Origin of the sequence: Streptomonospora salina, from assembly GCF_014204715.1 — a bacterium.
Lineage (GTDB): Bacteria > Actinomycetota > Actinomycetes > Streptosporangiales > Streptosporangiaceae > Streptomonospora > Streptomonospora salina.
In genome coordinates this window covers 3,952,597-3,965,295 of record NZ_JACHLY010000001.1, presented here as the reverse complement: position 1 = coordinate 3,965,295, position 12,699 = coordinate 3,952,597, and the positions used below count along the sequence as shown (strand labels likewise).

The following is a 12,699-nucleotide window of genomic DNA, read 5'->3' as shown; positions in this document are numbered from 1 at the left end:
GGGCGGCGCTCCTCCCGCTGCGGTCCGGTGCGCCTACTTCTCGAGGTTCGCGAAAGCGGGAACACCGAACGGGGTGACCTCGACGTTGCTCATGTCCTCGGAGTAGCCCGTGATGGTGCGCGCCGTGTAGATCGGCACTGCGGGCATGTCCTCGGCGAGGATGCGCTCGGCCTCCCGGTACTTCTCGACCGCCGCGTCCCGGTCGGATTCCTGGCGGCCTTCGGCCATCAGCCGGTCGAACTCCTCGTTGCTGTAGTCGCCGTCGTTGGAGGAGGCGCCGGTCTCGTACAGCGGCGAGAGGAAGTTCTCCAGGTGCGGGTAGTCCATCTGCCAGCCGGTGCGCAGCAGGCCGCTGTACTGGTCGCCGTTGATGCCGGAGCGGAACTCGCTGAAGGTCGGCACCGGCTTGGCGACGGCCTCCAGTTCACCGTCGAAGGTCTGGTTGATGCTGTTGACCACGGCTGTGACCCACTCGCGGTGGTCGGCGTCGTCGTTGAACCAGATCTCGACTTCCTCCGGCGGCTCGAACCCGTCGTCGAGGGCCTCCTGCAGCAGGTCGTTGGCCTGGTCCGGGGAGTGCTCGCAGGCCTCGCCGCAGGCGCCGTCCTGGGCGCCGATGACGACGCCGGGGGCCCAGCCGTTCGACGCCAACTGGGTGCCTTCGAAGATCTCGTCGACGATCGCCTCGCGGTCGATCGCCATGGACAGGGCCCGGCGGAACCGGGCGTCGTCGTAGCCGGGTTCGTTGCCGGTGACGGTCAGGGTGAACATCAGCCCGGCCTCCTGCTCGATGTAGCGGTCCCCGAGGTCGTCCTTGTAGACCTCGTTGGCCATCGCGGCAGGGGTGAGGCGGGTCATGACGTCGAGGTTGCCGGCGAGCAGGTCGGCGTAGGCGGCCTCGCGGTCGTCGTACATCCGCCAGGTGACGGCGTCGACCTGGGCGGCGTGGGAGCCGGCGAAGTCGTCGTAGGCCTCGACGGTGATCTCCTGGTTGTCGGTCCAGGAGCCGAACCGGAACGGGCCGTTGCCGACGGGATCGCGGCCGAACGCCTCGGGGTCCTCGAAGAAGACCTCCGGCAGCGGGGCGAAGGCGGTGTAGCCCAGGCGCATCGGGAACTGCGCGTAGGGGTCGTTCAGCGTGACCTCGAACGTGTAGTCGTCGATCACCTCCAGGCCCGACATCTCCTCGGCCTCGGGCTCGGGCGGGTCGGCCTCGGGGTCCTCCGCTTCGGGGTGGACCTCGTCATAGCCCTCGATCTGCTCGAACCAGTACGCGTTCAGATTCGCATTGGGCCCGTAGGCGCCCCAGTTCCAGGCGTCCACAAAACTCTCGGCCGTGACCTCGGTTCCGTCGTGGAAAGTCCACCCTTCCTTGACGGTGATAGTGAAGGTCTGGTTGTCCTCGGTTTCGATGGAGTCCGCGACGTAATTCTCCGGATCGGCCGTCTCCGGGTCGTAGCGCACGAGCCCGGAGAACAGCGTATCCAGGACGTCGCCGCCGAAAACCTCGTTGGTATCGGCGGGAACCAGCGGGTTCTCCGGTTGGCCGCCGTCGACGGTGACCGTCGTCTGGCCCGCGTCGCCGTCGTCGCCACCGCCCGAACAGCCGCTGACGGCCATGACGGCCGCCGCGGCCACCGCGAACGCGGTGCGGAACCTGGTTGCTCGCATACTCATGGGCCTCCTCTGGAACACCGGACGAACAGCGAAGAATAACGACCAAAGGTATGCCCGAATCCGTTTCTCCTGAATTTCGCCGGGACACCACGGCCGTAACGTTCGGATCACGCACCCGCATACGCGCCGGACCGGCCCCGGACCGATCGATCAGATATTCGACTTCCCGGTACGGGGATTCGAATTCTCCGGCCCCGATCCGACCGGCGAATGTGCGATCGCACGAAGCCCGCGGTCCGGCCCGCCGGCCGGGTTCCGGCGGGCCGGACCCGCCTGCCGCTGCACGCCCCCGGCCGTCCTCGTCGGGTATGTTGCCGTGTATCCGTGCGTACAGGCGCCCGGAAACCGGGCCGCGCCGGAGGAGGCCGCAGGCCGGTGACCGCCGGGGCGGGCGCGTACCGCCGCCCCCTTCGCGCAGTCGTAGGAAGATCGTGTGGAACGGAAGCATCTCGAGTACTACCTCGCGATCGCGAGCCACGGGAGTTTCACGAGCGCGGCGAGCTCGCTGCGGATCGCACAGCCGTCGCTGTCCTATGCAATAGGGGTTCTGGAGCGCGAGGTCGGGGCGCCGCTGTTCCGCCGGGTCGGGCGGGGCGTCGTGCTGACCCCCGTCGGAGAGGCGCTGCTGGACCCCGCCCGCCAGGTGCTGCACGACTTCATGCGGGTGCAGACCGCGGCCCAGCGGGTGTCGGGGCTCGTGTCGGGGCGGATCGACATCGCCGCCGTCACCACCCTGGCCGTCGACCCCCTCGCGTCCCTCGTCGGTTCGTTCCGCAACCGCTACCCCGGTGTGGAGTTCCGCATCGTCGACGCGGAGAACGCGGCCTCGATCGTCGACCTCGTCCGCCGCGGGCAGTGCGAGGTCGGCCTCACCGAGCACGGCATCCCGACCACGGGTATGCGGGTGCTCGACCTCCCTCAGCAGGAGGTTCTGGCGGTCCTCCCGCCCTCGGCGGACCCGCCCGAGGAGCCGATCTCCCTGCAGCGGATCGCGGAGATGGACCTCGTCACCACTCCGAGCGGCACCACCACCCGGAGCGCCCTCGACAGCGCGCTCGCGCTCACCGCGTCGTCACCGCGCATCGCCGTGGAGACGACGCACCGCGCCGCGATCGTGCCGTTGGTGATCGCCGGCTCCGGCGCGACCCTGCTGCCGCACCGGCTCGCCATGGAGGCGGCCGGCCTCGGAGCCGTGGTCGTCAGCGTCGCACCGCCGCTGGCCCGCCGGGGCGTGCTCGTGTGGCCGCCGGACTCGCTGTCGCCGGCGGCCCAGGCGTTCGTCGACCTCGTCTCCGACTGGCAGGCCGCCGACGACACGGACGGCCCCGGACACCTCGACGGGGCCCACCCCGGCTGAGCGGCTGAGCGCGGAAGCCGCGGCCCGCACGGTCGTCGACCACGTCTGCGACCGGCAGGACCGGCAGGCCGCCGACGATTCGGGTGGGGGCCAAGGGCGGCCCTGCCCCTACCCGGATGTCCACTCCCGGCCAGATCCGATTACAGCAGGTGATCACCGGGCTACCGTGGAAAGGGAGCCGCCCCCGGACGAAGGGAGACCAGGATGGCGCGCCACGAAGGCCCTCCGCAGCCCCAACCCAAACCCCCGCCGCCTCCGCCGCCGCCCAGCCCCGACGGCGGCCCCCCGCCCGGTCGGCACGAGAAGTGACACCTGAGCTGGAGCAGCTGCTCCTCGAATCGGGCCGCATGGCCCCCGCGTGGCGCGGCGCCTTCCGCGCCGTGCCGCGCGGCGCTTTCCTGCCCGACGTCATCTGGCCCTTCTCCGCCGGGGAGGCGAGCACGCCCGTCGATCGCCGCACCGAGTACGAAGCGTGGGCGCAGTGGGCCGAGGAGAACGTGCCCCTGACCGTGCAGCACGACGACGGAGCTCCGACCGGTCCGGGTGTCTACACCTCCAGCTCCTCGATGCCGAGCATCGTCGCGGCGATGCTGCGCGACCTCGACGTCGAGCCGGGCATGCGGGCGCTGGAAATCGGCACCGGAACCGGGTGGAACGCCGGCCTGCTCAGCTGCCGGCTCGGCGACCGGGCCGTCACCACCGTGGAGGTCGACGAGGTCCTGGCCGATCAAGCCCGCGCCCGGCTGGCGGCCGCCGGCTTCGCGCCCACGGTCGTGGTCGGCGACGGGCTGGCGGGCCACGCGCCGGGTGCACCGTATGACCGAGTCATCGCCACCGCGGGTGTGCGGTCCATCCCGCCGGCCTGGATCGCCCAGACCCGGCCGGGCGGGGTGATCGTGGCGCCGTGGGGCACCGACTACAGTCGCCAGGACGCCATCGCCCGTCTGGTCGTCGGCGACGACGGAACCGCCGGCGGTCGGCTCACGGGGCCGGCGGAGTTCATGAAGGCTCGCTCGCACCGTCGAAAATGGCCGGTCCACGAGGAGTACGTCACCGACTGGCCCGGCGCCGTCACCGGCTCGGACCTCACCCTCGACGAGGTCTTCGATCCCGCCTACGGCGGTACCGGCCTGCTGCTGGGCCTGCTGGTGGACGCCTGCACGCACACCGTGCACGAGGGCACGGCCTGGCTGTACGGGATCACCGACCGCTCGTGGGCCGCGGCTGTGGCCGAGAGCCCGGAAGTGCGCGTGCACCAGTCGGGGCCGCGGCGGCTGTGGGACGAGGTCGAGACCGCCTACCGGTGGTGGCTGGACCGCGGCCGCCCCGAGGTCGACCGGTTCGGGCTGACCGTGGACGCCGACGGGCAGCGGGTGTGGCTGGACTCCCCGGATACGCCCATCACCCGCGTGGCCCTGAAGTAGCCGGCCACGGCGAGGCCGTAGTCCTGACGTCCACCGTCACCCAGGCGGCGAACACCGCCTATGGGGTGACCGACCCGATCGCACCGTCAGCGCATAACCCCTGAAGCGAAGCGGAGCCCGCCCTCCGCCGGCGTCGTGAATGCCCGCGCGTCGGGGCGCTGGGGGCCTGGCAGGGCCCCTGGCAGACATAGAACAGATTCACGCTGGCGCTGGCCTGACCGGTGCGACCGAGACGGCCGAGCGTCGGGGGGAGGCCCCAAAAACCGCGGGAGCCCGGCGCCCGGTCCCCCGCGCCGCCCTGACTCCCTCCCCCAGCAGGGCGGCACCCGCCCCGTTCCTCCTTGCCCACCTGTGGGTGCGGAGCGCCGCCTATTCGACCGGACCGCCGCGCTGAGGCGTGGAAGGGGGAGTCTCCCACGCCTCGGACGACCGATAACCTACGCGCATCCGTTACCACACATAACCAGGATTTGACAAGGTGTCAGCTCGAACGATTCGTGTCGGCTCCCGCGGCAGCCACCTCGCCAAAGCCATGGGCGCCGAAGTGACCGCCCCCTCCGCACCGCCCGCCCCGACATCACATGGAAACAGCACACGGTGATGACCTCGGGAGATAAAGACCGCACAACCAGCCTCACCGAACTCGGCACGTCCACCGTCAGCGTCTTCGCAACCGCCCTCGAAGACGCCCTCCTCGCCGGAGAAGTCGACATCGCCGTGCACAGCCTCAAAGACCTCGCCACCGCGCCCACCCCCGGCACCCCCGGCACGGTCATCGCCGCCGTCCCCCACCGCGCCGACCCCCGCGACGCCCTCTGCGGAACCACCCTCGCCGACCTCCCCACCGGAGCACGAATCGGCACCGGCTCCCCTCGCCGCATCGCCCAACTCCTCGCGCTGCGCCCCGACACCACCACCGTGCCGATCCGCGGCAACGTCCCCCGCGACTGCGCCGCAGCCGGGAAACGGGACTGGCCGGCACCATCCTCGCCGCCGCCGGGCTGCACCGACTCGACCTCACCGAGGAGATCACTGAAGCACTCGACTCCCGCACATTCCCGCCGTCGCCCGCACAGGGCGCCATCGCCGTCCAGATCCGCGAGAACGACACCGGCCTGCAGGAGCTGCTCGCCGCTGTGCACGACGACGCGACCGCGGCCGCCGTCACCGCCGAACGCGCCATGCTCGCCGAGCTGCACGGCGGATGCAGCGTGCCCGTCGGCGCCCTCGCCACCGCCGAAGGCGACCGTCTCCGCATAACCGCCCAGGTCACCGGCCTCGACGGCACAGCCGTCATCCGCACCACCCAGACCGGGATACGCAGCGCCCCCGCCGACCTCGGCAAACGCGCCGCAGTCACCCTCCTCGGCCAGGGCGCCGAGAACATCCTCGCCCAGATCGGGGACACACCACCGCCCCGTTAGGGAGAACACCGTGGAGAACCACCCCCCGACCACCGTGCAGGACGCCGAACCCGTGACCGGCTCCAGCCCGGTCCGCGCCATCCGCGCCGCCAAGAACGCGGCACCGGGCATGGCGGTGATGACCGAGACGTGCCTGTGCTCCTACACCACCGCGCGCACCTGCGTGCTGACCGACCACCACGGGCGCTACGACCACAACGCGACACTCGGCATCCTCGGAGACCAAGCCCTGCGCCAAGCTGAGGCCGGGGGCTGTCAAGTTGAGGGCTCTGTCCCGCTTTCGGCGACGGGCACCACCGACATGTTCTGACGCAGTCGTATGCTTCCGGCGTGATGACGGTCGGGATTGCGTACGTTCTGGTGGAAGAGCTGCTGCGGGAGCGACTTCCTCGGCGATGGGCGCACACGCAGGGAGTGGCCGCCTGCGCACGGAAGCTGGCGCCTCTCGTCGATGACAGGGCCAAGGCGCTGGAGGCGGCAGCGGTGCTGCATGACATCGGCTATGCGCCACCGCTCGTCAACACCGGCTTCCGCCCCCTCGACGGCGCACGCCATCTACGGACGATCGGCTCGGTAGACGACCGGGTTGCCCGTCTCGTGGCGAACCATTCCTTCGCGCTGCTGGAGGCAGAGCAGCGCGGGCTACGCGAAGCGCTCGAAGCTGAATTTCCGGTGGTCGACGATGAGCAACTTGCGGACGCCCTGGTGTACTGCGACATGACGACGACGCCCGACGGGGCACCGGACAACTGCCGATGAGCGGGTGGCGGAGATCCGGTCCGCTACGGAGATGACAGCGTAGTGGGGCGGTTCATCCGTCGAGCATCGCCTCAGATCTTCGCTACCGTGGCGCGGATAGAGGCCGCATCGGCGGCTCAGCCGAGATAGGGGTAGGTCCCGGCGAGGTAGTCACTGATCTGCTGGCGCATGCTGGGGTGGATGTCGTACTTGTCGAGGTCGGCAGGCTGCACGAAGCGGACACCGTCGGCCTCGTCGTTAACGGTGGGCTTGCCGCCGAAGGAGCGCCCGATGTAAGCGTTCTCGTATTGCTGGCGAACCTCACCGTCGCTGTAGGCGACGATGTGGTCCGGGTTGGTATAGACACCGAGGAATCCGGTGACCTCAGCGGCGATGCCAGTCTCCTCCGCGCATTCGCGTACCGCGCACTGGGCGGCAGTCTCGCCGATGTCTTGAGCTCCGCCGGGCAATGCCCATTGGCCGGTGTCGCGGCGCCGCTGGAGGAGAATGGCTCCCTCGTTATTTACGACTAGCAGATTGCTGGCGGGGATCAACGTGTTGGCCTTAGGGGCCTTGGGGTCGTAGTAGTACTCAGTCCTACCCACTGCGATGGTGCTCCTGATCGTCGGGCGCCCATGGGCGCGCTGTGTTCCAGACTGCCTCGAAGCTCTCGGCGTACCGCTCGAACCATTCGGCGTTGGCGGTACGGCGGAGTTGGAAGAGCGGGTTTGCGCTGGCCGGCTGGCCCCAGATATGGGGGTTGACCAGAAGATGGTCGTCGTAGCGGAAGATCGAGTTGTACAGCGTCGTGTCGTGCAGTCGCACCTCGCAGCCTGGATGGCCGACAAGCGCACGGTAGTAGGTGAGCGACGCCCGGATCTTGGCGGACAAGGTGTCGCCGATGCCCTCCTCGTGGCCACGGATACCTACCGCTTCTCCTGTCGGATCGCCGAAGCACAGTCGCACCCGCACACCAGCTTGCGCGCGTTCTTGAAGCATGCGTCCGATGTGGGGATTCGTCTGCGCGAAGAAGGTCCCCGAGAAGACCAGGACATCGATCTGCTTCATCGTCCCTAACAGCAGGGAGAGCCAGACCTCGCGGGGGACGCTCGCGCGGTGGGGATAGGTGGCGACAATCTCGGACTGAGCGGCACCGGAGTGCGACGTCTTCTGGACTGAATCCGGCCATAGGTACGTCTCGTCTACCTGCAGCAAGTTGGCGACGGTCCAGCGGTGCCGACGGTGGGGGACCCGTCCACTGATCCAGCGGCCAGCGGTCTTCGGATCGACCGTGCAGGCGTCGGCCACCTCTTTCACGGTCATGCCGGATTGCATGAGTGCGGCGCGGAGTCGCTCATTCACTCGGGTAAGTGAACCGGACCATGGCACCTGCCGCAAGCGCGCTCCACGCCCCAGTTGCGTGGCGGGGCGTCTGTCTGCCGCAGGTTTGGGAAACCGATCGCCAGGCCGAAAAACGTCCCGGGACGTCCAGGAAGGAATCCCGGGACGACGTTCCACGTCCTCGCATTCCGCGGCAGTCTGTGCCTGTCGTCGGCGGCTGGCTCCTGCACGGCTGTCGGCGCGCCATCCCCCGGATGCCTGGACGGAGTACGCGCATGACGGCAATTCGCAACGGGCCTACCAGCACGCCCTCCACGCTCGGGGAGGTGGGACGGCTCGCGGCTCGGTACGGAGTACCGGTCGAGGATGCACTGCTGATCGCCCTCAACCTGCATGGGATCGGTTCCGACGTGCCACGTCACCGCGCCCGCGTCGAGGTCCGGTTGGCGAGTGCCCCATCGGTACCCTGGCGACTCATCGTTCCCTTGAACGTCACGGATTCTCCGTTTCAGCTCAGAGGCGAGCGCCTCGCCCTGGGCAGCACCCCGGTCGGAACCGTGGAGCGCATCGACGCGGACGAGGCGGTAGGTGGGTACTTCCGGGACGCCTACACCGCTCTCACACTGAACCCCAATGCCCGCAGTCGTTGTGTGGGGTGCGCTTTCTGCCCGAATACTCTTGAGGCTGCGGCTGATCCGCGGCTGTCGGAGCAGCGGGACCTGCACCAACTCCTCGCGGCGCTGCGGGAGCAGCATCCGCGCCGTGACCTGACGGAGCTGCGTGAGGTGACCGTCTCGACCGGCTGCTTCGAGCGTGAGTCGGCGGCGGTGCAACACTTGCGCACCTTACGTACGGTCCTCGACGAGCAAGACGTCGAAGCACGCATCGGCTTCCTGACGTCGGTCCTGGAATCCGATGAGGCGTTCGAGCAACTCGCTGCCGACGTCGCGCCCTTCGTCCTGCGGCTGACGGCGGAGTGCTTCACCCGCCGGAACCTGTTGCTGAAGTCCAGCAAGGCCGTCCTCGTGGCATCGGAGATGCCGGGGGTACTCCGTCGGGCATCGGCGGCCGGCCATAGCACCTCGTTCACCTACATCGTGGGCTTGGACCCGCTTGATGCGGTACTGGAAGGTGTCGGCGCGCTGGCTCCGTATATCACCGAGTTCCCCAATTTCCAGGTCTATCAGGCCCACAACTCGATCATGGCGGGTCTGCGCACCCCCGGAGGCCAGGAGCTGGAGCACTACTTGCAGGCACGCGTGGCGATCGAGGACGTCATCGGGCCCACTGGTCTGAGGCCCGCCGCCTGGGAGTGCTACCGGCCGTTGTGGTACTTCACATTCGCCGGCGAGCCCTTGGCTGGGGAGCCTCCCCCTGAGTAGTGGACATCTCCGACAATGGAAACCAAGGAGGAGTCCACCACCATGGCCATGAAGCACTATCCGGCCGAGTTCAAAGCCGACGCGGTCGCGCTGTACCGGTCCCGGCCCGGCGCCACCATCGCCGAGATCGCCGACGAGCTCGGCGTCAACCGCGAGACGCTGCGCAACTGGATCCGCATCGACGACAGGCAGCGCTCGGCGACGGCCGCGCCGGCCCACCCCCGCCCGGCAGAGGCCGCGCCCGCGGGCGAGCCGCTGCAGCAGGAGAACAAACGGCTGCGCGCCCAGATCGCCGAACTGGAGAAGGAACGCGAGATCCTGCGCAAGGCGGCCGCCTATTTCGCGGGAGAGATGAAGCAGTGAGCCGCTTCTGCTTCGTCCAGGACCACCAGGGCGCCTACGGCGCCAAGCGGCTGTGCGCGGTGCTTCAGCTGTCGCGCTCGGGCTACTACGCCTGGCGGGCCCGCGCAGGCGCGCGTGAACAGCGGGCGGCCGCCGACGCCGAACTGACCACCCGGATCGCGGCGATCCACGCGGCCGACCGCGCCTGCGGGGCGCCGAGGATCACCGCCGAGCTGCGCGAGCAGGGCCACGTAATCAACCACAAGCGGGTGGAGCGCCTGATGCGCACCGCCGGCATCGAAGGCCTGCACCTGCGCAGGAAAGTGCGCACCACGGTGCCCGAGCCCGCCACGGCCCCGGCGGGCGACCTGCTGGGCCGCGACTTCACCGCCCAGGCGCCCAACACCCGCTATGTCGGCGACATCACCTACCTGCCCGTGGACGGCGACCGGTTCCTGTACCTGGCCACGGTGATCGACCTGTACTCGCGGCGGGTGGTGGGCTGGTCCATCGCCGACCATATGCGCGCCGAACTCGTCTGCGATGCGTTGGAGGGGGCCCGGCGCGCGCGGGGCGGCTGCCTGGACGGCGCGGTCTTCCACACCGACCACGGCGCCCAATACACCTCCCGGCGGTTCCAGACACAGTGTGCGGAGCTGGGGGTGGTGCGCTCGATGGGCGCGGTGGGCTCCTCGGCCGACAACGCCGCGGCCGAGGCCTTCCACGCCACTCTCAAACGCGAAACCCTCCAGGGGCCCGGCTTGAAGCGGTGGCCCAGCCCGCACACGGCGCGCATGGCGGTGTTCTCCTGGATCAACCGCTACAACACCCGCCGCAGGCACTCGGCGATCGGCTACCTCGCCCCCGCCGTCTACGAGCACCGAACCGCTAAGCTGCACCTGGCTGCCTGATTACCGGGTGTCCACACTCACGGGGGAACCCCCCTGGTGCACGGTGACCGAGGCCGCCGTACTGGCCGGGGCTCTATGGCGGGCAACCGTCTACGCCGCGGTCTGTCAACTTCATCTGCGCGACAATGTCCTGCTGACAGAACGCTTGATGGCCGAGCACGTCAAGGAACACCCCTCCGGGCATTGGGGCACCGTGCCTGGCACTGCGTGGGTGTTGTCCCACATCGCAATCGCTGCCGGGAAACTGCGCCGGCGAGTCGATCTGGTGCCGTTGCTCGGTGCGGGGCACGCCGGTGTCGTCCAGTTCGCCGCGTCGTGGGTAAGCGGAGCGCTGGAGGAAGTACGGTCGCAGTTCGGCTCGGATGCGGAAGGGTTGCGTCGACTGGTCCAGGCGTTCCCGGACGTGGGTGGTCTGGGCCCCGAAGTCTCTCCCGCTCTCCCCGCCGGCGCGTTCCTCGGCGGACGGCTCGGTGGTTGTCTGCCCTTCGCCCAGGGCGCTGCCCTGGACTCGTCGGCCAAGGTCGCCGTGCCCATCATCGGGGACGGAGAGTGTGAAACCCCCACCACCGCCGCGAGTTGGCTGGGGCATAGGGCGGTCCCCGGTTCCTCGGTCCTACCCGTCGTGCAGGTCAACGGTTTCTGCATGGGCAATGGGTCGCTGCTCGGCGCGATGGATGACGATGCATTGCGCGCCTACTTCCGCGGACTGGGGTGGGGCGCCTTGGTGATCCACGTCGTGGCCGGATCCACCCAGGAGCACAGGGCCTTCCATACTGCGTTGCGGAAGGCGGTGGAGGAGGTGCTCGCGGCCCGCCCTACGGTACTGGTCCTGCGCTGCGTGAAGGGATGGGGCGGACCGAAGTCACTCGGAGACCGTGTCCTGCTAGGGACTCCGGACCTGCACAAGACCCCGCTGACCAGTCCGCGCACCGACCCGGATCAGCTCACGCAACTGGCCCAGTGGCTCGCCTCGTACGGGCCCGCAGATCTCTTCGGCCCAGACGGGAGTGCCCGCGATGAACTGGCGGAAGCTGTGGCTACCGCGCACTGGTGTTCCTTCACTCCGGTCAAACGCGTTGTCGTAGATGAAGGTGCCAGGACCGCCCACCGGCACGTGAGCACCTTCAGCGAGGCGGTCACCGACGTCGCCACAAGCCATGCCAGGCGTGGGGACTTCCGGATCTTCAGCCCGGACGAACTGGCGTCCAACCGGCTCCCGCATCTCCGCGACGAGCCGTGGACACACGAACTCCTAGCGGAGGAAGTGCTGCTGGAGTGGCTCGCCGGGTGGACCGCCTGCGGGCGCCGGGGCGGGGTGATCTCCTACGAAGCGTTCGCCCCTCTGCTGATCGCCGGCTTGGTGAGCCACATCAAGCAACGGCGTATGGCCGGAGCCAATGGTCTGCCCAGTCTCAACTTTCTGCTCACGTCCTATGGATGGCACAACGTCCACAGCCACGGTGACCCGTCGCTTACCACCACGCTCCTCGGTCTGGGCCTTCCATCGGTGCGCGTGCTGACGCCGGCAGATCCGGCACGAACCGCGGCCGCCTTGGACGAGGCATTCGACTCGCTCGACAGAGTCAACCTCGTCGTGGCGGGCAAGCACACCCGCGCCGCTCATCCGGCAAGCACCGTCGAAGAGGAACATGAGCGGGGCCTCGCGATCTGGCCCCACCTGAGCGACGAGGGAGAACCGGACCTCACGATCGTCACCGCGGGCGACATCCCGGCAACCGTCGCCGCTGATGCGGTGGGGCACCTCCGCGAACAGCACGGCTGCCGCATCCGCGTGGTCAACTTGCTCGACCTGACCGTTCTCGGCTCCGCCCCGCCGTGGCCCCGCGGACTCGGTACCGCGGAAACCGATCACTACCTCGGTACACGCGCCGCCGTCCTAGTGCTCACCCTCGGCCACCCCTCCGCTGTCTGGGGCCTGCTGGCCGGACGGCTCCACCGTCCCGTGGACGTCATCGGATGGCAGGACCCCCCAGAGCCCCTCCCCCAGCGACAGCTCGCCGCCGCGCTCGGCATGGACCGGGCAGGCTTAGAGCGGGCGGCCGGCCAGCTTCTGCTCGCTTCCCGCGAGGTGGTCCGATGACC

At 69.2% G+C, this 12,699-nt stretch carries 11 protein-coding genes and 2 pseudogenes; 10 read left to right on the top strand and 3 right to left on the bottom strand.

Annotated features, from left to right (window positions below; all coding sequences use genetic code 11):
- Positions 1–33: 33 nt before the first annotated feature.
- Positions 34–1,677: a peptide ABC transporter substrate-binding protein gene (locus HNR25_RS17895; RefSeq protein WP_184636975.1), complete on the bottom strand. Its 1,644-nt coding sequence runs from the start codon at positions 1,675–1,677 to the stop codon at positions 34–36.
- A 433-nt stretch (positions 1,678–2,110) separates the two neighbouring features.
- Here HNR25_RS17895 and HNR25_RS17890 point away from each other — a divergent pair, with 433 nt between their 5' ends.
- The 7 genes and pseudogenes from HNR25_RS17890 to HNR25_RS17870 all read left to right on the top strand — a co-directional run bounded on the left by HNR25_RS17890 (position 2,111) and on the right by HNR25_RS17870 (position 6,641).
- Positions 2,111–3,034 carry a LysR family transcriptional regulator gene (locus tag HNR25_RS17890; protein ID WP_184636973.1) on the top strand — a complete coding sequence of 308 codons (924 nt, stop codon included), beginning with the start codon at positions 2,111–2,113 and terminating at the stop codon, positions 3,032–3,034.
- A gap of 305 nt (positions 3,035–3,339) precedes the next feature.
- Positions 3,340–4,458, top strand: a complete 1,119-nt coding sequence (locus HNR25_RS17885) for a methyltransferase domain-containing protein (RefSeq protein WP_312862603.1) — start codon at positions 3,340–3,342, stop codon at positions 4,456–4,458.
- 600 nt (positions 4,459–5,058) lie between these two features.
- Positions 5,059–5,340: pseudogene (locus HNR25_RS26595) on the top strand (hydroxymethylbilane synthase); the annotation flags it as partial.
- A pseudogene (locus tag HNR25_RS26875) lies at positions 5,274–5,519 on the top strand (hydroxymethylbilane synthase); the annotation flags it as partial. The pseudogenes HNR25_RS26595 and HNR25_RS26875, both read left to right, overlap by 67 nt.
- Before the next feature lie 75 nt (positions 5,520–5,594).
- Entirely contained in the window at positions 5,595–5,882 is a 288-nt protein-coding gene (locus HNR25_RS26590) for a hypothetical protein (protein WP_312862602.1), read from the top strand.
- A 10-nt stretch (positions 5,883–5,892) separates the two neighbouring features.
- Entirely contained in the window at positions 5,893–6,192 is a 300-nt protein-coding gene (locus HNR25_RS26035) for a porphobilinogen synthase (RefSeq protein ID WP_221457676.1), read from the top strand.
- Positions 6,193–6,215: 23 nt separating this feature from the next.
- The gene (locus tag HNR25_RS17870; RefSeq protein ID WP_246464509.1) at positions 6,216–6,641 is read left to right on the top strand and encodes an HD domain-containing protein; all 426 of its coding nucleotides are present in this window, start codon (positions 6,216–6,218) and stop codon (positions 6,639–6,641) included.
- A gap of 116 nt (positions 6,642–6,757) precedes the next feature.
- Here the strand turns inward: HNR25_RS17870 and HNR25_RS17865 are convergent, their stop codons facing one another.
- Positions 6,758–7,225 carry an NUDIX hydrolase gene (locus tag HNR25_RS17865; RefSeq protein ID WP_184636971.1) on the bottom strand — a complete coding sequence of 156 codons (468 nt, stop codon included), beginning with the start codon at positions 7,223–7,225 and terminating at the stop codon, positions 6,758–6,760.
- On the bottom strand, positions 7,218–7,982 hold the full coding sequence (locus tag HNR25_RS17860) for a DUF5919 domain-containing protein (RefSeq protein ID WP_184636969.1): 765 nt from the start codon (positions 7,980–7,982) through the stop codon (positions 7,218–7,220). The genes HNR25_RS17865 and HNR25_RS17860 overlap by 8 nt, the downstream gene beginning before the upstream one ends.
- A 254-nt stretch (positions 7,983–8,236) precedes the next feature.
- Here HNR25_RS17860 and HNR25_RS17855 point away from each other — a divergent pair, with 254 nt between their 5' ends.
- The 3 genes from HNR25_RS17855 to HNR25_RS17845 all read left to right on the top strand — a co-directional run bounded on the left by HNR25_RS17855 (position 8,237) and on the right by HNR25_RS17845 (position 12,697).
- Positions 8,237–9,343 carry a hypothetical protein gene (locus HNR25_RS17855; RefSeq protein ID WP_184636967.1) on the top strand — a complete coding sequence of 369 codons (1,107 nt, stop codon included), beginning with the start codon at positions 8,237–8,239 and terminating at the stop codon, positions 9,341–9,343.
- Between the two features lie 42 nt (positions 9,344–9,385).
- Positions 9,386–10,596 (top strand): IS3 family transposase gene (locus tag HNR25_RS17850; protein ID WP_184639040.1). Its coding sequence is split into 2 segments (ribosomal slippage): positions 9,386–9,686 and positions 9,686–10,596, totalling 1,212 coding nucleotides; the frame shifts between segments, so codons are not numbered across the junction.
- 43 nt (positions 10,597–10,639) lie between these two features.
- Positions 10,640–12,697 (top strand): phosphoketolase family protein, encoded by a 2,058-nt coding sequence (locus HNR25_RS17845; RefSeq protein WP_184636965.1) that lies wholly within the window; start codon positions 10,640–10,642, stop codon positions 12,695–12,697.
- Positions 12,698–12,699 lie beyond the last annotated feature (2 nt).